Below are 19,032 nucleotides of genomic sequence, written 5' to 3'. Positions count from 1 at the left end.
AGCCCGGGGTCGCCGCCGGTCAGCACCTCGTCACGAAGGCGGTACCCGCCGGGCGACGGGGGCGGCAGGTAACGCGCCCAGGGCCACCCTGCGGGGCCGGGGGTCGGCCTGGTGGGGGTTGCGCAGGTCGTGCACGGTGTAGACCAGGGGTTTGCCGTGGCGCCGCAGGGCCGCGACCAGCTCGCCGAGTGCGGCAGGGGCCTGGACGTCGAAGCCGAAGTGCAGGTAAAAGACATCGAACTCGTCATGATGGCTCGTCACCCACGCGGGGTCGAGCATCACCGGTGGCCACCAGCGCTCCGATGCGCTCGGCGATCCATTGGGCCGGGGATCGGCGAGCCGCGTGACCCGCGCACATGGCGCGATCCGGTGACATACCGCCACGGAGGCAAGCTGTGCCACGAGTTGTGACCGTGCGCCGACTCGCCGGTTGAAACACTCCCCCGGCGTGTGCCTCGCCGCCGCGGCGAAAGCCACGCTCATGTCACGGCGCCACCAGCGGCACCCGGGCCCTCGGGCCGGGGCGGCGGCCGCATCACGGCCGTTCGTCCGGGCTCCGATCCGCGGATTCTCCGGCGAGGCCCTCCTCGCCCACGACGTGAACAGCCGCTTCTTCGGCACCAGCGGCACCGGCGTCGATGCCGACGTCGGAAGCCCACAATTCCTTATCGGTGTCCGGGCCGACTCCCTCGTCCGGAGCCACCAGTCGGCCTGCCCGCTCCTCCCCGGCCTCGGGGTCCAGCGACTCTCCCTCGCCGCCGGGCAGGTCGCCGATACCGTCACCCTCCTCCGCCCCGACGTCCGGGGTCTCCTGGTCGAGCCTTTGGTCGAGGGATTCCCCCTCGTGCTGTTCCGCGGCCGTGGTGCCCACCTTGCTCACGCCCAGGGGCCTTTCCGGTGGCGAGTACCCCTCGTCCAGGATGTCGTCGTAGCCGCGTTCGTCCAGCGCGTCCTCCAGGTCCAAGGGCGCCGCGTCCTCCTGCTCCTCGTTGCCGCCGACGGGCTGATAGGCGTCGTCCGCCATGCTGTCGTCGCTCATGATCGCCTCCATGCTTCCGAGTCCTTGGACGTGATCGGCCGAGTACCCTTTCGCGGCCTGGTCAGCCTGCCCATCGGGCCGCGCTTGGCACACTTTTCTGCGTGACCGGCCCGCCTGCGCAGACGCGGGGCCCCGTCCCCGCCGACAGGGCCGTCAGGCAGACGGCCAGCTCCGCAGGGCCATGTCGGCCACCTGCTGCAGGTCATCACGCGTAGCGCCGCCGACGGCCTGGACGGCGATGCCGTTGGCCACGGTCATGAGGTAGCGGGCGAGCATTCCGGGATCCGTACCGGGGGGCAGGTCTCCTTCGTCGACGGCTTGCTCGAACCGGTCGCGGAGAAGGGAAATGGCGTCCTCGCGCCAGGCGATGAGGGCGTCGCGGGCGCTGCGTCCCGGGTCGCCGGCGGCGAGGGACCCTTGAACGCCCAGGCACCCGGCGGGGCAGCCGGGGCGCGTGGTGGCGCGAACGGAGCCGTTCAGGAACGCGGTGGCCACCTGCCGGGCGGTCGGCTCCCGCAGGGCCCGGGCCCCGTACGACGCGGGGCCTTCCGTATAGCGCTCCAGGGCCTTGCGGAACAGGTCCTCTTTGTTGCCGAAGGCCGCGTACATGCTGGTGCGGGTGATGCCCATGGCCTTGGTCAGGTCGGTGAGGCTGGCGCCTTCGTAGCCCTGCTCCCAGAAGACCCGCATGGCGCGCTCAAGGGCCTCGTCGGCGTCGAATCCCCGTGGGCGGCCGATCGGCGCCTTCTGCCGCGTCTCCATGCCGCCCATTCTAGCCTTCCGTATCGGTCAGTACAGATGTGCTACGGTCCACTTCAGTATCGATCGGTACCGAAAACTTCGGAGGTCATTCACATGGGGCAGTTCGAGGGCAAGACCGCCGTCGTCACCGGCGGCAGCACCGGGATCGGCCTGGCAACCGCCATCCGGCTGGCCGCCGACGGCGCGCACGTGTTCATCACCGGCCGGCGCAAGGCCGCGCTGGACGCGGCCGTGGAGACCATCGGCCCGGCGAGGGCCACGGGGGTGGTGGGTGACATCTCCGACCTGACCGACCTGGATCGCCTCTACGACGCGGTCCGCGCCCGGGGGCGGGGACTGGACGTGGTCTTCGCGAACGCGGCGAGCGCGTCGTTCGCGACACTGGAGCAGATCACCGAGCAGCACTTCGACCAGACCTTCGGTGTCAACGTGCGCGGCACAGTGTTCACCGTGCAGAAGGCCCTGCCCCTGCTCAACGACGGCGCATCGGTGATCCTGAACTCCTCCGTCCGCGCCGGTGACGGTGTCGCGGCGTTCGGCACCTACGCGGCCTCCAAGGCGGCGATCCGGTCCTACGCCCGGACCTGGGCCAACGAGCTCAAGGACCGGAACATCCGGGTCAACGCGATTTCCCCCGGCACCATCGACACCCCCGGACTCGACGCTGTCGTGGGCACGGGGGACGCGCCCGTCACCAAGTCACAGTTCGCCGCAGGCGTTCCCCTCGGCCGGATCGGGCACCCGGACGAGGTCGCCAACGTGGTGGCCTTCCTCGCCTCCGAGCAGAGCAGCTTCATCCTCGGGGCCAATCTGTACATCGACGGCGGCGAGACCCAGTTCTGAGCACCGCGGTCCGCGCAGGCCCGCATCACCCCTACTTCCGGGAATGACATCGGACCATGCCCGACCTGGCAGCTGAATCCCCGGCCGGTGCCGCGACGGGCCGCCCCTCAGCGGCCCGGTGTGACCAGTCCCGTCTCGTAGGCGATCACCACGGCCTGGGCCCGGCTGTCCAGGCGCAGCTTGCTCATGGTGCGGTTGAAGTGCGTCGTGACGGTCGCCTCGCTGATGAAGAGGTGATCGGCGATCTCCAGGTTGGTGAGCCCCCGTCCGATCAGCTCCAGCACCTCCACCTCACGCGAGGCCAACGCGGCGAGGTCGGGCGGGCGTTCGCCACCGCCACCGAAACCGGCGCCGCCGGTGCGCCGTGCGAAGGCCTCCACCAGCCTGCGTGTGACGCTCGGCGCGAACAGCGCGTCGCCGCCGCTGACCGCCGCCACCGCGGCGAGCAGCCGCTGGCCGGGAAGCGGGTACAAGTACACCACCGGCAACTGCGCCGACATCAACGTCAAGGTCAACTACTCCCGCAAGGTCCGGGTCTGCTGGAAGTACATCGCGTGCGACTCCTGGGTGCGGGGTCACAAGGGCCAGTGGGTGGTGGCCAACGACGAGCACCAGTCCGTCCCGGATGGGTGGGGCTTCTACCTGGAGTTCCACGGAGGCAACAACGGGACTGGACAGGTCGCCTACTGACCCCGGCCGACCGTAGGACCGGATGACCGCAGGGGGCGCTGAGCGCCGTACGGGCCGAAGGCTTCGGCCCGTACGGCGCTCGTGCGTCGACGCGCATGTCACGGTCATCCGGCCCCCACCAGCGGCGGGGGCACCTCGCCGTGGGCTACGCCTCGCAGGTCAGGTCGTGCGCGGGGAGCCGCCCCGTACGCAGGTAGGCGTTGACGCGCTCGTCGACGCAGGTGTTGCCGTACTCGCCGTACAGGCCGTGCTGCCGGGCGCCGTCCACGGTGAGCAGCCGGGAGCTGGGCCACTGCTCGCGCATGGCCTGGGCGCCGGCGTAGAGGGTGCGGGGGTCGCCGGTGGCGGCGACGAGCAGGGCCGGGGCGTCGTTGTCGAGCACGGTCGGCGCCTCGGCGGGTCGGTCCCAGAACTCACACGGGGTGATGTTGTTGGCCAGCGGCCCGGCGAGAGGGAACCGCTCGCGGGAGGCCTGGACCGCGCGCCAGTAGCTGCCGACGCCGCGCCGCTCGGCCACGTCGCCGCAGACGATCGCGGTCATCTGGCCGGCGGAGGCCGAGCCCACCGAGGTCAGCAGGAACTCCAGCTGCCCGGCAAGGGTTTCGGACGGCTCGACCGGCTCCCGGTCCGCTGCGCGCGCCAGCAGCCGTACGGTCGCCGCCAGGCTGGCGCGCCGCTCGTCGAGGTCACTGCCGAGGCCACCGATGAGAACGGCGGGCAGCACGTGCTCGTCCAGCAGGTAGTCCTCCCCGATCCGCAGCGGCTTCCGCGCGGCGGCGTCGAGGATGTGCCGCACGGTCGCCAGGACCTGGCCGCGCGTTGCGCCCAGCCCGTAGGTGGCGTGCCGTGCGGCGGCCCAGGACGCCCACGCGCGCAGGGCTCCCTCGTTGGCCGCCTCGGCGCCGCGCAGCAGGGTGGGGCTGTAGCGCTCAGGGGACATGACCCCGTCGAGGACCATGCGACCGGTGCGGCCGGGGAAGAGCTGGGTGTAGACCTCGCCGAGGTAGGTGCCGTAGGAGTAGCCGAGGTAGGAGAGGGTGTCCGCGCCGAGGGTGGCGCGGATGACGTCCATGTCGCGGGCGGTGTTGCGGGTGGTGACGTACGGCAGCACGTCGCCGTGGGCGCGCTCGCACCGCCCGGCCAAGTCGCGTGCGACGGCGACCTCCTGGCGGTACGCCGCCCGGTTCGCGCCCGCGGAGCGCAGGGGGGCCGAGCCGAGGTCCCAGCCGCAGTCCAGCGGGGTGCTCCGGCCGACGAAGCGCGGGTCCATTCCGATCAGGTCGTAGCGGTCGGCGACCTCGCCCATCGCCTTCGACTTGGTCAGCGGCATGTGGAGGCTGGGGCCGGCCGGTCCGCCGTCGTTGAGCAGCAGCGGGCCGACCCGGTGGGCGGTGTCGGTGGCCTTCAGGCGGGACAGGGCGACGGTGAGGGTGCGACCGCCGGGGTCGGCGTAGTCGAGCGGCACGGTGATGTCGGCGCAGTCGGCGCCGGCGGCGTCCAGCTTCCGGCCGAGCTGGTCACCGGGGCCGAGGGCGCAGGCGTGCCAGTCGACGTGCTGGCCGTGGAAGCGGGCTAACGGGTCCGGGGTGGCGGTGGCGGTGGTCGTCGCGGTGGCGGCGAGCACCGCCACGCACGCCACGAAGGCTTTGATGTGTCGGGACGTTGCCATGCCCGCACGCTAGGAGCGTGGACACTCCAGCACACTCCGGGAAAACCCCGAAACCGGGTGGGGCCGGCCCCGGAAAACTCGGCCCACGCGGACATCGAGTCGCGTACGAGCACCGGGAAACTGCTGCTGTTCCCGTGACCGGTCACCGTCCGGCCGCGACCGGCGCCCCGGGTCGAAAGTCATCAGGCGTCCGGCAGTAGCCGGAAGTCGTCGAAATCAAATCCGGGCGAGACCACGCAACTCACCAGCACCTCTTCATCACCGGCCGGGACGGCGGCCTGCCAGTGCCCAGCCGGCACGAGAGCCTGCGGCCGCTGGCCGTTCGCGAGGTCGGGGCCCAGCATGACTTTCTCAGGGTCCTTCTCCGGCCTCTCCCCGGAACCGCCCAGGAGGAGCAGCAAGGGACCGCCACGGTGCCACAGCCATAGTTCCGGCGAGCGAACGGTGTGCCAGCGGGACTCCTCATCGGGAGGCAAGAGAAAATAGATGGCCGAGCAGAGGGACCTCCGCCCCGGGTAGCCCTCCGGCCGCGTCTCGGTGGCACTGCGCCACGTTTCCTTGTACCAGCCTCCTTCGGGGTGGGCACTCATCTGGAGCAGGCGAGCCGTCTCGGGCGTTTTCTCGATCACGTGAGCTTCCCTTCCTCTCAGCGGGCCACAGCCGCTGAGAGGCAGCATGCGGGTGGTGGTGACATAGTGATCTACCCGCTCGCCGGCCAAACCTTTCGTCGGCCGACCCCATTCGCTCGTTGCGACGGTGATGCATTCACGGAACGAGTGGTACGACGACGCACGCTACGAGGTCGACGGTCCGGTCCAGTCGGCTGCCACATGGCCGATGCGCACCCGCTGCGGGTGGTCGCCGACCGCCACGGACGCGGTCTTCTCGCCCGTCGCGAAGTCGATCGCGGTGACCCGGTCGGCACCGCTCTCGGAGACGATGCAGGAGGTGCCGTCGCCGCTCACCGTCGCCCAGTACGGCTTCGAGGCCGGCACCAGGGGCCCTTCCTGAAGCGATTCCCGGTCGACGACGGTCGCGTAGTCGTCCATCGTCCCGGCCACGCACAGCTTCTTGCCGTCGGGGCTCATCGACAGCCCGTGGTGGCGGGAGTCGTTGACCCAGGTGGTGCGGTCCTCGCTGGTCGCCGGATTCTTCGGGAGGGTTTTCGCGCGGGTGATCTTGTCCTTGGCCACGTCGTACTCCAGGAACCCGTTGAAGAAGGAGACCTGGAAGTAGAGCTTGGACTCGTCGGGGGTGAAGGCGACGGGCCGGACCGCGTCGGACAGGTCCTTGCGGCCGAAGGCGTCGAGCCGTTCGCGCATGTCGATGACCTTGACCTGCCGATACGTGTTCGCGTCGACCACGGTGATGCGCCGGTCACCCTTCGTCCAGTCCATCGACGGATCGTCCAGGGCGGTGTTGACCTCGCCGATCGACATGTTCCAGAGGTACTTCCCGCCATCGGTGAAGACGTTCTCATGGGGCTTGTCACCGGTGGCGAACGAACCGAGTTGCTTACCCGTCTCGATGTCGAGGACGTGCACCGTATTCGACGTCGAAGCCGACACCGCCACGCGTTTGCCGTCGGGCGACACGGCCATGTGGTCCGCGCGGAATCCCGACACGGGGAAGCGCCAGTTGATTTTGCCCGTCGCGACGTCGATCGAGACCACGTCGGCGAAGCTGGGCCGGGAGACGACGATGGCCGAACCGTCCGGGGTCGAGTACATGTCGTCCACGAACTGGTCGTGCCCCTCCCCCGGCCCCAGCCGGATCCCCAGGAAGAAGGCGAGCTTGATGGGGTTGAGGTAGATCTCGGCGAGCCGCTGGTCCTTGTCCGGTATGACGTTGATGCGGCCGATCCTCGCCAGGTCGCCACTGGACTTGATGACGTCGGCGGTGCCGTCCCAGTTGTTGCCCACGAACATCACCTCCCGCAGGCCGGTCGCCTTGGCCTGTGCGGAGGCACTCGCCGCCGTGGAACCGGTCACGGCCAGTGCCAGGGCAGCGGCGAGGGAGAGAACGATCCGGGTGGAGCCACGGTGCTCGGAAGGCATGGCCACTCCATTCGAAGCGGGGGGTCTGTCATCGTCGGGGCGCCACCTACTGGAAAGTAATGAAGGCGGATGCCTCTCACAAGAGTTCTGACGACAAAAAATGACAGCCACTCAACTTCGCTGGGCGCGTTCGGTGCGCACGACCCGGGGCGTCACCAGTTGGCGGGTTCCGCCAGGCTGTACGAGTTCGCGATGCGTGCCTGGTCGTGGAAGACGGAGAGCTCCCGGGGCCCGGCGGGGAGATTCTCGCGCCAGCCGGTGCAGTAGATGCCGGAGGACCAGCGGATCGTGTGGGACGTCTTGGGCAGCACAGGGACTCCGGTCTTGCTGTACGCCTTGACGCCGTTGACCCAGATCTCGATGGCGCCGTTGGCCGCGTCGAACTTCAGGCGCGTGACGATCCGGATCCAGGTGCCGCGCAGGTTCGTGACCTTGGCGACGTGCGCGCTGAAGCCGCCGGAGCCGCCGATGCGCAGGTCGTCGTTCTGGATGAACATCAGTTCCCAGGGGCCCTCCGGATCCTCGGGCGACCATTGCTGGAACGTCACGTTCTGGTTGTGGAACTGCCAGGTGGGGGCGAGGTAGACGGCCTGGCCGTAATAGCGGTCCTGACCGACGGCCTGGGTGGAGCCCTGAATGGTCTCGGAGTGGTAGCCACCGCCCTCATCGATGTAGGTCTGCTTGGCCTCGATGGCGTTGCCGCCCTTGTAGGCGGGGGTGGAGACGTTGCGTATGACGCCTTGCTTCTGCGGCTTCTGCGGGTAGTTGGACCAACCCTCCACCGTGCCCTCGTTCTGGAAGTAGACCCCTGCGGGCAACGCCTGGTCGCTCACCTCGACGCGAGTGCCCGCTTCGGCGGACCCCCCGGTCAGGGCAAGGCCGGCCACCAAGGCCGCAGCGCACACCACTTGGAGCCACTTCTGGCTCGACTTCCTTAACATCCGATCAATCCTTTCAGGATCTCGACACGCCCTAAATTTCCTCCGCGAAAGTAGGGCACCTTGCGCAAGCTGTCCAGAGCATCACCACAGAGAGATCCGATGTCTAGCGGTGCCGAGGCCGACACCGGCCGTCAAGTCCGAACGGGCCACCGCACACCTCCCCGCACACCCCGCCGTGATCTACGCCACAAGCGCGCTACAAGCGCCTTGTCGCCGCGACAGCTGAAGTGTCCGGGTGACGCAGGTTGTGACCACGGAACTCGCCAGTAGGGCAGCCCGAAGTGACCACGCCGGCCGGCACGGTCGAGGCACACACCCACCTGTGAAGCTTGTGTGAAGAAGCGGAATGCTAGCGTCCACGGCGCCTTGACGTTGCAAAGAAGAGGGGGAGCTTTGGCACACCTTGATCACTTCAGTGCCGGATGGCTTTCACCGGTCATCGCGTACGTGATGGCCTGCGTCGGCGCCGCGCTCGGACTGCACTGCACCATGAAGGCGCTGGCGTCGGACGGCCGCTCCCGGCGCAACTGGCTGGTGACGGCCTCGGTCGCGATCGGATCGGGCATCTGGACGATGCACTTCATCGCCATGCTCGGCTTCGGAGTCGAGGGGACCCCGGTTCGCTACGACGTCCCGCTCACGCTGCTCAGCCTGCTGGTGGCCATGGCGATCGTCGGGGCAGGTGTTTTCACCGTCGGCTACGGGCGGTCACGGTGGCGCTCGCTGCTGGTGGGTGGTCTGGGCACCGGCCTCGGCGTCGGTGCCATGCACTACCTCGGGATGGCGGCACTCCGGTTGCACGGAAGCGTCGGCTACAAGCCGCCGATCGTCGTCCTCTCGCTGGTCATCGCGGTGGTCGCGGCGACCGCCGCGCTGTGGGCCGCCGTCGTGGTGCGCGGCCCCGCGGGAGCGACGCTCGCCTCCCTCGTCATGGGGCTCGCCGTGTCCAGCATGCACTACACCGGAATGGCCGCCGTGCACATCGAACTCGCCCCGCAGGGGGCGCACTGGACGGCGCCACGGCCACCCAGTTCATCTTCCCCCTCGCAGTGCTCCTCGGGTCGTTCCTCTTCCTCGCGTCGGCCTTCGTGGCCCTGTCGCCCACGAAGACCGAGCCGGCCGAGAGCACCGACGCCACCACGACCGCACCGGCCGGCTGAGTCCGGCTGCCACCTGCCCCACCGCACTCCCGTCCCCCCGCCTCCCTCACCGCACGCCCTCCCCCTGACGGGCTGCGGAACTCCGCGCTCACGCTGGCCGGTCGTGAACTGCCTCGTGCCATCGCGAGGCTGCACGCCGGGAAGCCCGTCGACCTCGACGCCGTGGCACCCGTGCGTCCCCAGCGTGACGACGAGGTGGGACAGGTCGGCGCCTCACTGGTCGCCGTCCACCGGGCCGCGGTCAAGGCAGCCGCCGATCCGGGCCGAGGTCCTGCACGGCATCTCCGGCGTCTATGTGAACCTCGCGCGCCGCAGCCAGGTGCTGGTGCACCGGCAGCTCGCGCTGCTCGACACGATGGAACGCCGCAGTGAGGACCCGGTCGAACTGGAGGACCTGTTCCGGCTCGACCATCTCACCACCCGGATGCGCCGCCACTCGGAGAGTCTCATCATCCTCTCCGGTGCCGTGCCGGGGCGTGGCTGGCGGCGCCCCGTCGCGCTCATGGACATCGTCCGGGCGGCCGTGGCCGAGGTCGAGGACTACGGCCGGGTGCTGATCACGGACATCCCCGCGGTCCGGCTGCCCGGTGCGGCGGTGGCGGACCTCACGCACCTGGTCGCCGAACTCGTCGAGAACGCCACGGCGTTCTCGCCCCCGCACACCAGGGTGCGCGTGTCCGCCGAGCGCGTCGGCGCGGGCATCGCCCTGGAGATCGAGGACCGTGGCCTCGGCATGGACCAGTCCGCGCTCGCCGAGGCCAACCGGCGCATCACCGACACCGAACGGATCGACCTGCTCGACAGTGGCCGGCTCGGCCTGTTCGTGGTGAACCGGATCGCGCACCGCTTGGACGTGCGGGTGGCCCTGCGGTCGTCGGTGTACGGAGGCGTCGTCGCCGTTGTCCTGCTGCCCGGCCACGTGGCGGGCGAACCGATCGAGGAGACCGGCGAGGGTGCGGCGGCCGGGGAGACGAGCGTGGACGGCACGGCCGCCGGACTGCCCCGCCGCGTCCCGGTCGGGCCGGGTGCCGCCGCCCCGGACCCGACGCGGCCGCCGGAGGAGCCGTCAGGCCCCGCAGCCGCCCCGGTTTCGGAGCCCGTGCGCCCTACGCCGCCTTCTGCTCCCGACCGGGAGCCACCGTCTCCCGCGGGCCGTCCCGAGCTGCCCCGCCGTGTACGCCAGGCCGGTCGGGCACCCGGACCGCCCGACGAGCCCGAACCGTATGAGCGCGCGCGGAAACCGTCCGAGCGCACACCGGAGGAGGCCCGCGCCGTCATGGCGTCCTTCCGGACGGGCTGGACCCGCGGCCAGGCCGTCAGGACGGCGCCGCGCGACCACGACACAGCAGGCGAAGGAGAACACCGATGACCGGCACCGACCAACGCTTTAGTGAACTCGACTGGCTTCTGGAGGAACTCATCACCCGGGTACCGGAGATCAGACACGCGATCGTGCTCTCCGGCGACGGACTGCCGGTCGGCACGTCGAAGACACTGTCCCGGGACGACGGAGAACGGTTCGCCGCGATCGCCTCCGGCTTCCACAGCCTCGCCAAAGGCACCGGACGCCACTTCAGGGCGGGCCGGGTCGTCCAGACGCTGGTCGAGCTGGAGGACGGATTCCTGTTCGTCGTCACCGCGGGCGAGGGCTCCTGCCTGGCGGTGTTCAGTGATGCCGGCGGCGATGTCGGCCTGGTCGCCTACGAGATGGCCCGGCTCGTCAAGCGGGTCGGTGCGCACCTCGGCACTCCGGCACGCGGCGAGGCCGGTGAGACCTCACGCCTCGATGACTGACTTTGAGCAGCGCTGGTACGACGACGAGGCGGGGCCCTTGGTGCGTCTCTACGCCGTGACGACCGGCCGGGCACGTGCCGGCACCGAGCAGCGACTCGACCTGATGACCGTCATCCACGCGGTGCCGCCGGACCCCGATCGCGACCTGGTGCTCTCGCCCGAGCAGGCGGCGATCCTGCGCCTGTGCGGCACACGACCGCATCCGGTGGCCGACATCGCGTCCGACTCCGGACTGCCGCTGACGGTCGTACGCGTGCTCCTCGGCGATCTGCTGGCAGCGGGCCTGATCCGGGCCACGCCGCCCGTCCCCCCGGCCCGGCTCCCCGACGCACATATCCTCAGGAGAGTGATCGATGGACTCCGAGCGCTCTGACGCGCCAGCGCCCTTTCTCGCCCTCAAGATCCTGGTGGCCGGGGGCTTCGGGGTCGGCAAGACCACGTTCGTCGGCGCGGTCAGCGAAATCCGGCCGTTGAACACGGAGGAGCTTCTGACGGAGGCGGGCCGGATGGACGACAACCTGGACGAGGTCGCCGACAAGCGCACCACCACCGTGGCACTGGACTTCGGCCGGATCACCTTCGGCGACGACCTCGCGCTGTACCTTTTCGGCACTCCGGGCCAGGACCGGTTCCGGTTTCTGTGGGACGAGCTGGCCACCGGCGCCCTGGGGGCGGTGGTGCTCGCGGACACCCCGGAGGCTGCGGGACTCCTTCCCGGCCGTCGACTACTTCGAGCGGCGCCGGCTGCCGTTCGTCGTGGCCGTCAACTGCTTCAACGGCCTTCGGGACTACAGCGCGTGCGAAGTGGCGACGGCGCTCGACCTGGACGAGAACACTCCGGTGGTGCTGTGCGACGCGCGGGACCGGGAATCCGGGAAGGAGGTCCTGATCACGCTGGTCGAGCTGGCGGGCGCATCCGCCACCACGTCCACCGCGTAGCGCACCGGTCCGCTACGATAGGTAGACCGACCTACCTACTTTGGGACATGCCATGAGTGACACCGGCCAGGGAGCGACCGGCCCCGTGAGGCGCAGGCCCGCGCGGGAACGCCTGCTGAGCGCGGCGGCACACCGCTTCTACGCCGATGGCGTGGCGGCCACCGGGATCGACACGATCACGACCGAAGCGGGCGTGGCGAAGAAGAGCCTCTACAACAACTTCTCGTCCAAAGCCGACCTGGTGAGGGCCTATCTCGAGGCGCGGCACGAGGAGTGGCGGGGGCTGTACCGGGCGCGGCTGGAGCAGGCCGAGGGCCCGCGCGGTGGCGTCCTCGCGGTCTTCGACGCCTACGCCGATCACGCGGCGTTCGCCTATGAGCGCGGGTTTCGCGGGTGCGGGCTGCTGAACGCGGCCGCCGAGCTGCCCGCCGGGGATGAGGGACGGGCCGTGGTGCGCCGTTCCAAGGAGGAGGTCGAGGCCCTGCTCGCCGGCCACCTCGCGGACCTGCTGCCCGAGCGTCCCGAACAGGCCCGTGTCATGGCGGAGCATCTGGCGTTCCTGCTGGAAGGCGCGGTGGCCCGGGCCGGTCTGGAGGGCGATGACCGTCGTCTGCGGCGCGCCCGCGCGCTGGCGGCGGACCTGCTGGAGCAGATGTGAGGCGGTCCGGCGGACACGAGGTTCGTTCGGTGGGCGCGGGATCGTTGTGTGTGCTCGCGGCGTCGGTGCTGTGGGGCACCACGGGGACCGCGGCGGCCTTCGCCCCGGACGTGGGGCCGATGGCCATAGGAGCCGTCGCGATGGGGCTGGGCGGACTGCTCCAGGCCCTGGTGGCGGCGCCCCGGATGGTCCGGCAGGCCCAGGCGCTGCGGGCGCGGCGCGGCACCGTGCTGCTGGGCGCGGTGGCGGTGGCGGTCTACCCGCTGGCGTTCTACAGCTCGATGCGTCTGGCCGGAGTCGCCGTGGGGACCGTGATATCGATCGGTACGGCCCCACTGGCCTCGGCCGTGATCGAGCGCGTCGTGGACGGGCGTCGGCTCACGCCTCGCTGGATGTTCGGTGCGGCCCTGGGCCTGCTCGGCACCGTGCTGCTGTGCGTGGCGGAGGCCCGTGGGGCGCACGACGCCCCGGGGGCGGCCTCCGTGGGCACCACCGTGCTCGGCGTGGGGCTGGGCCTGGTCGCCGGGGTGACGTACGCCCTGTACTCATGGGCGGCCCACCGGCTGATCAGCCGCGGGATCGGCTCCCGCGCGGCGATGGGCGCGATCTTCGGGCTGGGCGGGCTGCTGCTCGTCCCCGTCCTGCTGGCCACCGGCGCACCGCTGGTCAGCTCCTGGCCGAACGCGGCCGTCGGCACGTACATGGCGCTGGTGCCCATGTTCGCGGGCTACCTCCTGTTCGGCTGGGGGCTGGCACACGTCCCCGCCAGCACGGCGACCACGCTCTCCCTGCTCGAACCGGCCGTCGCGGCCGTGCTCGCCGTGCTGGTCGTCGGCGAACGCCTGCCCGCCCTCGGGTGGCTCGGTATCGCGCTCCTCGTCGGCTGCCTGGCCGTCCTCACCACACCGACGGCGCCTGCCCGGCCGCGACGGCAGCGGGAAGAGGGGGCAGGCGCGGCGCACGAGGCCGCGACGCGGGTTTCCGAGCACGAGCGCTGATCGCATACCCTCTCTCAGAGCTCCAGCGTGATGCCGTACCGGCGCAGCCATCCGTCGAGGCCGAGGACCAGTTCGGTGCTCGGCCGGAGGTCCTCCCGCCCGCCGGCGGCGGTTGCCTGCTTCAGCATCTCGGTGTCCAGCAGCGGACGTACGGGCGCGTCCCGGTCTGCCGCCAGGCGTGCCAACTCCGTCCGCAGGGCCTCGGCATAGCGGGGATCCTGGGTGCTGGGGTACGGGCTCTTGACCCGGTCGGCGATGATGTCCGGCAGGATGTCGCGCGTCGCGGCGCGCAGCAGGGATTTCTCGCGCCCGTCGAACGTCTTCATCGCCCAGGGGACGTTGAAGACGTATTCGACCAGCCGGTGGTCGCAGAACGGCACCCGCACCTCCAGGCCGACGGCCATGCTGGCCCGGTCCTTGCGGTCGAGGAGGACCTGCATGAAGCGGGTCAGGTGCAGGTAGCCGACCTCGCGCATCCGGCGCTCCAGTCCCCTGTCACCGTCCAGACGCGGCACTTCGGCCAGTGCCTCGCGATAGCGCTGGTGCTCGTATCCGGGCAGGTCCAGTGTGGACAGCAGCCCGGCATCCAGCAGCGTGGTCTCGTGGCCGCCGTTGCCACCGGAGAACGTCGCGGTCACGTGGGCCGCGATCCACGGGAAGGTGTCGGCGTGCACGGCCTCGGGGAGGTGGAACCATCGATAGCCGCCGAAGATCTCGTCCGCCGCCTCCCCGGAGAGGGCAACCGTCGAATGTTCGCGGATGCCCTTGAACAGGAGGTAGAGGGAGGTGTCGCCGTCGCCGAAGGTGTTGGGCAGGTCACGAGCGCGCCGGATGGCGGCCCGGTGGTCGGGGTCCATGAGTTCGGCGGTGTCCAGGACGATGTCGTTGTGGTCGGAGCGCACATGGGCGGCGAGGGCTCGCGCGTACGGGCCGTCAGGGGTACCGCGCAGGTCGTCGGCTTGGAAGTTCTCGGTGTATTCGGTGAAGTCGACCGCGAAGGAGCGCACCGGGCCGCTGCCGGCGGTGGACAGCGCGCGGGCGGCCAGTGCCGTGATGGCCGAGGAGTCCAGGCCGCCGGAGAGGAGCACGCACAGCGGAACGTCGGCGATGAGCTGACGGGCCACGATGTCCTCGAGGAGTTCGCGGATACGCGCCACGGTCGTGTCGAGGTCGTCGGTGTGCTCACGGGCCTCGAGGGCCCAGTAGGTGCGGGCGGTCAGGCCGCGTCGGTCGACGCGGACGGTGGTGCCGGGCAGTACCTCGCGCATCCCCTTGTACACGGCGTGGCCAGGGGTCTTGGTGAAGGTGATCAGCTCGGCCAGACCCTCGGCGTCCACCGCGGGGCGCACGGCGGGGTGGGCGAGGACGGCCCTCGGCTCGGAGCCGAAGATGACGCCGTCAGGGGTGGGGTAGTAGTAGAGCGGTTTGATGCCCAGCCGGTCACGCACCAGAAGGAGCCGTTCTTCGCGCGGGTCCCACAGCGCGAAGGCGTACATGCCGTTGAGACGCCGGGTGAAGCCCTCACCCCACCGGAGATAGGCGTGCAGCACCACCTCGGTGTCACTGCTGGTACGGAAGGAGTGGCCCAGGGACTCCAACTCCTCCCGTAATTCGCGGTAGTTGTACACCTCACCGCTGTAGGTGGTGACGAGCAGGGTCCGGCCGTCGCGCTCGACGGACATGGGTTGCCTGCCGCCCTCGATGTCGATGACGGCGAGGCGCCGGTGTCCCAACGCGGCGTGGGTGTCCAGCCAGACACCGCCGGCGTCCGGGCCCCGGCAGGCCACTGTCTCCGTCATCGCCGTGAGCGTCTCGCGCATGGTGGTGAGGTCGTGCTCGTAGGAGATCCATCCGGTGATTCCGCACATGACGGCGGCTCCTCCATCGTCGAAGCGGCGCCCCCTAGGGGGTGAGCGTCACATCCATGCGGGCGAAGCCGCGTGTCACCAGCTGGTCCCGGTAGGTGGGCAGGCCCGCCAGGGCCATGCGCGGAAAGCGTCGCAGGAGGACGGGCACGGCGGTTTCGGCCTGCATCCTGGCGAAGGCGGCGCCCAGGCAGTAGTGCGGGCCCAGCCCGAAGGAGAGCGGCCGGTTGTCCCTCCGGGTGATGTCGAACGTCGCCGGGTCGGTGAACCGGCGGGGGTCGCGGTTGGCGGCGGCCAGGACCAGCAGCGCCCTGCTGCCCGCGGCGACGCGGTGACCGTAGAAGTCGACGTCCGTCCCGGCGGCCCGCGTCAGCACGTGATTCGGCGGGTCGTACCGCAGGGTCTCGGTGACGAAGGCGGAGACGAGGTCGTCATCGGTGGTCATCCCCCGGCCCTCGGCGGGGTGCCGCAGGGCGAGGCGCACCATGGTGCCGATCAGGTCGCTGGGGCTCTGCACGCCGGCGATCAGGAACATCACCAGGCCGGCGACGAGTTCCTCTTCGCTCAGCGCTCCGGTGGCATCCCGATCGCGCACCATCACGCTGACCACGTCATCGCCCGGTTGGCGGCGCCGTTCCCGCACGAGGTCGTCGAGGTAGTCGACGAGCAGGTCCATCCCCGCGTCGGCGGGCAACAGTTCGTCGCGGTCGAAGATGGGCTCGAACGCCGTCGTGGCCGCGGTGATGGCGGTGCGCAGCGCCATCCGGTCCGCCTCGGGAATGCCGAGCATCTCTCCGGTCACGGATATCGGCACGCGGGTGGCGAACGCCTCGACCAGGTCGAGTGGGCCGCCGTCTTCGAGGTCGGCGAGTCGGGCCGTCCACCGCTCGGCCGCCTTGACCGCCAGGTGCCGCCGCTCGGCGACCTGGCCCGGGGAGTAGGCCCAGCGGGAGAAGCGCCGCATGCGCTCGTGGTCGGGCGAGTTGCTGAACATCATGATCTTTGTGAAGCACTGCCACGACGAGTGGTCGATCATGCCGGTCGCCGTGTGCACCTCGGCGTCGGTGACCAGGAAACGGGGGTCGCGCAGGGCGGTGCAGATCTCGTCGTAGCCGAGTACGAGGGTTCCGGAGGGGCCCAGCGGGATCACGGGTCCCAGTTCCCACAACGCGTCGTACAGGGGGTGGGGGTTGTGCTTCCCGGCCGGGGTGAACAGCTCGGAGAGGGCCTCGGCGGGCCCCATGAGCGGCTCGGTCAGCTGCTGTTCGGTCGCTGTCACGACGTTGCCTCCGTCTGCTTCTTCGCTGCCTGGAAGCCGGTGTAGAACCCCGCCTCGGTGTCGTACAGGTGAAGGCCGCGCAGGATCCGCCACAGGTGGCCGAGGCTCAGCCGCTCCTCCCGGACCATTCCCGGATGGGCTCTCTTCAGGGCGCGCTGCGCCTTGGGGAGGTTGTAGAACGGGATCGCCGGGGCCACGTGGTGTGCCGTGTGGACGGAGATGTTGTGGGTCAGGAACAACAGCGCCTTCGGATACGCGTAGTCCGTGGTCAGCAGCAGCCTGCCGGCGTTGCGTGTCCAGTACCGCGAGGTCAGAAAGGGGACGTCGCCCGCGCTGTGGTGCATGAGCGTCGTGGCGCTGAACCACAGGTGGGTCATCAGCCAGGGCAGGACGAAGTAGCACAACAGGCCCCGTACACCGGTGAACACCACCAGCGACGACAGGCCGACGACGGCGACCGGCCCGGTGAAGGCGATGGACCGCCACACGTCGCGGCGCATCGACCGCTTGGGGAAGTAGCCCGGCCTGAACCCCGACACGAACCAGTACCGGACGGTGCCTCCCCAGAAGGCCCAGGTGCGGGTGGACGCGTAGACGGCTTTGGCCAGGGGGGACAGGCGCTGGTAGGCGGCCGGGGGAAGGGGCCGCCAGTCGGTGTCGAGTTCGAGGTTGTTGGTATGCGAATGATGCAGATTGTGCACATGCCGCCAGGAGTGGTACGGGTACAGCAGCGGGAGCAGCGCGAAGCTCCCGGCGGCGGTGTTCAGCCGTCGGGACCGGGAGAACGATCCGTGCCCGCAGTCGTGAGCGATGCAGTGCATGCCCCAGCCGCCGAGGCCCGCCACGAACCACAGCGGGATGTCGAGCAGCCAGGAGGGGGAGAACACGACTCCGGCGATCGCCCCGGTGTAGAGGGCGAGGCTGACGGCGAGCCCGAGCACCCCGCGAGCCGGGCGCGGGGTGAAGTACTCGCGCGGGATCGACCGCGTCAGGTGCCGCCCCTCCAGCGCGCGCGATTTGTCCAGGAACTCCTCGAACCGCCGGTCCGGGCTGGTCGGCATGGTGCTCATGGCCATGGTGTCCTCGCTCTCGGTGGCTGATCAGTGGCGGCTCTCCTCGGCGAGCCGCCGGCCGAGATGGGCGGCCACGGCGTCGATGGACGAGTGCTCGTACAACAAGGCGGGCGAGAGGCGGAGTTCGACGTACTTCTCCAGCTTTCCGCACATCTGGATTCCGGTGCGGGAGTCGAGTCCGTAGTCCTCGAAGGACCGGGTCGTGTCGACCGTGGAGGGGTCGACGGACAGCTTGGTCACCATGTAGTCGACCATCCACGCACGGATGGCCTCCTCGGTGACCTGGTCGTCGGACGTGCGCTCGTTCTTGTTACGCCGAAACACGGTGGGCTCCCCTTCGTTTCCGAGCGATGCGTGCGGCCGGGGGCTCGCGCAGGCTCCACACGATGTGCAGTCTGCCGAGGACGGTCAGAGCCCAGCCGCTGAGGTCGGGCTCCCACCACCGGGTGGCGTGGCGGTAGGACCCGGGAAAGGCGTGGTGGTTGTTCTGGAGGCCCTCACCGAAGGTCAGGACGGCGATCCACCAGTTGTTGGTGCTCTGGTCCCCGTTGTCGAACGGCCTGCTGCCGAAGGCGTGGCAGACGGACCCGACGCACCAGGCGGCCTGATTGGCGACGAAGATCCGGGCGAGGCCTCCGAAGACGAGGCCGGAGAGGGCGGACATGGCGGTGTGCCCGACAGCGAAGCCGATCGCCGCCGGGAGGACGAGGCCGGTCAGCACCCACGCCGGGTAGAGACGGTGATGCACAATCAGGCGCCGCTCACGCAGGATGTCCGGCGCGTAGACGGACCACTTCGACGACTCCTCGCTGAGCATCCACGGCATGTGCGCGTACCACAGGCCGCGCATGCGGGCCTTGCAGCCCGTGCCGTGCAAGTTCGGCGAGTGCGGGTCGCCCTCGCGATCGGCGAACTTGTGATGCCGGCGGTGGGTCGCCACCCAGAACAGCAGCGGGCCCTGCGCGGCCATGGAACCGGTGGCCATCAGGATGTCCTGGAACCACGGTGAGGTCTTGAACGCCTTGTGGGCGAGGTACCGGTGCAGCCCGATGGTGACCCCGCCCAGGTGCACGCAGTAGAACAAGCCGAACAGGACCACATCGGTCACCGTGAACTTCCCCGTCACCAGCAGGTACGCGGCCGCGACGGTACCGATGAGCGGAAGGACCATGGTGGTCAGCGCGGAGAACCTCTTGATCCGCAGGCTTCTCGGGTCGAGCCGGACGATGCCCGCCGGGGCGCTGGGAGCCGACATGGGTGCGGTC

Annotated in this window: 19 protein-coding genes and 3 pseudogenes; 9 read left to right on the top strand and 13 right to left on the bottom strand. The window is 70.0% G+C overall.

Annotated elements, in window-relative coordinates:
* Positions 1-30: 30 nt before the first annotated feature.
* The 3 genes from ABZ562_RS00945 to ABZ562_RS00935 form a co-directional block, all read right to left on the bottom strand.
* Positions 31-261, bottom strand: a complete 231-nt coding sequence (locus tag ABZ562_RS00945) for a hypothetical protein (protein WP_361472050.1) — start codon at positions 259-261, stop codon at positions 31-33.
* A gap of 274 nt (positions 262-535) precedes the next feature.
* Positions 536-1,039 carry a DUF5709 domain-containing protein gene (locus ABZ562_RS00940; protein WP_361472048.1) on the bottom strand — a complete coding sequence of 168 codons (504 nt, stop codon included), beginning with the start codon at positions 1,037-1,039 and terminating at the stop codon, positions 536-538.
* 153 nt (positions 1,040-1,192) lie between these two features.
* A complete protein-coding gene (locus tag ABZ562_RS00935; RefSeq protein WP_361472045.1) occupies positions 1,193-1,801 on the bottom strand; it encodes a TetR/AcrR family transcriptional regulator in 609 nt (202 codons plus the stop codon).
* A gap of 93 nt (positions 1,802-1,894) precedes the next feature.
* On the opposite strand from ABZ562_RS00935, the gene ABZ562_RS00930 reads away from it, so the two are divergent.
* Positions 1,895-2,644, top strand: a complete 750-nt coding sequence (locus ABZ562_RS00930; protein WP_361472042.1) for an SDR family oxidoreductase — start codon at positions 1,895-1,897, stop codon at positions 2,642-2,644.
* 107 nt (positions 2,645-2,751) lie between these two features.
* Here the strand turns inward: ABZ562_RS00930 and ABZ562_RS00925 are convergent.
* A pseudogene (locus ABZ562_RS00925) lies at positions 2,752-3,142 on the bottom strand (response regulator transcription factor); the annotation flags it as partial.
* A 69-nt stretch (positions 3,143-3,211) separates the two neighbouring features.
* On the opposite strand from ABZ562_RS00925, the gene ABZ562_RS00920 reads away from it, so the two are divergent.
* Complete coding sequence (locus ABZ562_RS00920) at positions 3,212-3,334, top strand: hypothetical protein (RefSeq protein WP_361472039.1); 123 nt, start codon at positions 3,212-3,214, stop codon at positions 3,332-3,334.
* A gap of 145 nt (positions 3,335-3,479) precedes the next feature.
* Here ABZ562_RS00920 and ABZ562_RS00915 read toward each other — a convergent pair whose 3' ends face one another.
* The 4 genes from ABZ562_RS00915 to ABZ562_RS00900 form a co-directional block, all read right to left on the bottom strand.
* On the bottom strand, positions 3,480-5,003 hold the full coding sequence (locus ABZ562_RS00915) for an alpha/beta hydrolase (RefSeq protein WP_361472037.1): 1,524 nt from the start codon (positions 5,001-5,003) through the stop codon (positions 3,480-3,482).
* 182 nt (positions 5,004-5,185) lie between these two features.
* The gene (locus ABZ562_RS00910; RefSeq protein ID WP_361472034.1) at positions 5,186-5,632 is read right to left on the bottom strand and encodes a cupin domain-containing protein; all 447 of its coding nucleotides are present in this window, start codon (positions 5,630-5,632) and stop codon (positions 5,186-5,188) included.
* A gap of 165 nt (positions 5,633-5,797) precedes the next feature.
* Complete coding sequence (locus tag ABZ562_RS00905; RefSeq protein ID WP_361472031.1) at positions 5,798-7,060, bottom strand: YncE family protein; 1,263 nt, start codon at positions 7,058-7,060, stop codon at positions 5,798-5,800.
* 152 nt (positions 7,061-7,212) lie between these two features.
* The gene (locus tag ABZ562_RS00900) at positions 7,213-8,001 is read right to left on the bottom strand and encodes a heparin lyase I family protein (protein ID WP_361472028.1); all 789 of its coding nucleotides are present in this window, start codon (positions 7,999-8,001) and stop codon (positions 7,213-7,215) included.
* Positions 8,002-8,499: 498 nt separating this feature from the next.
* On the opposite strand from ABZ562_RS00900, the pseudogene ABZ562_RS00895 reads away from it, so the two are divergent.
* The 7 genes and pseudogenes from ABZ562_RS00895 to ABZ562_RS00865 all read left to right on the top strand — a co-directional run bounded on the left by ABZ562_RS00895 (position 8,500) and on the right by ABZ562_RS00865 (position 13,550).
* Positions 8,500-9,161: pseudogene (locus ABZ562_RS00895) on the top strand (MHYT domain-containing protein).
* 184 nt (positions 9,162-9,345) lie between these two features.
* The gene (locus tag ABZ562_RS00890; protein WP_361472025.1) at positions 9,346-10,530 is read left to right on the top strand and encodes an ATP-binding protein; all 1,185 of its coding nucleotides are present in this window, start codon (positions 9,346-9,348) and stop codon (positions 10,528-10,530) included.
* Positions 10,527-10,955 carry a roadblock/LC7 domain-containing protein gene (locus tag ABZ562_RS00885; protein ID WP_361472022.1) on the top strand — a complete coding sequence of 143 codons (429 nt, stop codon included), beginning with the start codon at positions 10,527-10,529 and terminating at the stop codon, positions 10,953-10,955. Before ABZ562_RS00890 ends, ABZ562_RS00885 begins: the two co-directional genes overlap by 4 nt.
* The gene (locus ABZ562_RS00880; RefSeq protein WP_361472019.1) at positions 10,948-11,328 is read left to right on the top strand and encodes a DUF742 domain-containing protein; all 381 of its coding nucleotides are present in this window, start codon (positions 10,948-10,950) and stop codon (positions 11,326-11,328) included. The genes ABZ562_RS00885 and ABZ562_RS00880 overlap by 8 nt, the downstream gene beginning before the upstream one ends.
* Positions 11,309-11,894 (top strand): annotated as a pseudogene (locus tag ABZ562_RS00875) (ATP/GTP-binding protein). Before ABZ562_RS00880 ends, ABZ562_RS00875 begins: the two are co-directional and overlap by 20 nt.
* Before the next feature lie 52 nt (positions 11,895-11,946).
* A complete protein-coding gene (locus ABZ562_RS00870; protein WP_361472016.1) occupies positions 11,947-12,552 on the top strand; it encodes a TetR/AcrR family transcriptional regulator in 606 nt (201 codons plus the stop codon).
* Between the two features lie 50 nt (positions 12,553-12,602).
* On the top strand, positions 12,603-13,550 hold the full coding sequence (locus ABZ562_RS00865; RefSeq protein WP_361472525.1) for an EamA family transporter: 948 nt from the start codon (positions 12,603-12,605) through the stop codon (positions 13,548-13,550).
* 14 nt (positions 13,551-13,564) lie between these two features.
* On the opposite strand, the gene asnB is transcribed toward ABZ562_RS00865, so the two are convergent.
* The 5 genes from asnB to ABZ562_RS00840 are packed head-to-tail and all read right to left on the bottom strand — an operon-like array spanning position 13,565 to position 19,022.
* Positions 13,565-15,418, bottom strand: a complete 1,854-nt coding sequence (gene asnB, locus ABZ562_RS00860; protein WP_361472013.1) for an asparagine synthase (glutamine-hydrolyzing) — start codon at positions 15,416-15,418, stop codon at positions 13,565-13,567.
* Positions 15,419-15,452: 34 nt separating this feature from the next.
* Positions 15,453-16,694: a cytochrome P450 gene (locus ABZ562_RS00855; RefSeq protein WP_361472010.1), complete on the bottom strand. Its 1,242-nt coding sequence runs from the start codon at positions 16,692-16,694 to the stop codon at positions 15,453-15,455.
* Positions 16,691-17,764, bottom strand: a complete 1,074-nt coding sequence (locus ABZ562_RS00850) for a fatty acid desaturase (RefSeq protein WP_361472007.1) — start codon at positions 17,762-17,764, stop codon at positions 16,691-16,693. Before ABZ562_RS00850 ends, ABZ562_RS00855 begins: the two co-directional genes overlap by 4 nt.
* 30 nt (positions 17,765-17,794) lie before the next feature.
* Positions 17,795-18,091, bottom strand: a complete 297-nt coding sequence (locus ABZ562_RS00845; RefSeq protein ID WP_361472004.1) for an acyl carrier protein — start codon at positions 18,089-18,091, stop codon at positions 17,795-17,797.
* A complete protein-coding gene (locus tag ABZ562_RS00840) occupies positions 18,078-19,022 on the bottom strand; it encodes a fatty acid desaturase (RefSeq protein ID WP_361472001.1) in 945 nt (314 codons plus the stop codon). The genes ABZ562_RS00845 and ABZ562_RS00840 overlap by 14 nt, the downstream gene beginning before the upstream one ends.
* Between the last annotated feature and the right edge of the window lie 10 nt (positions 19,023-19,032).

The organism is Streptomyces sp. NPDC019937, assembly GCF_040631655.1.
GTDB lineage: Bacteria > Actinomycetota > Actinomycetes > Streptomycetales > Streptomycetaceae > Streptomyces.
This window is presented reverse-complemented; position numbering and strand designations above follow the sequence as displayed.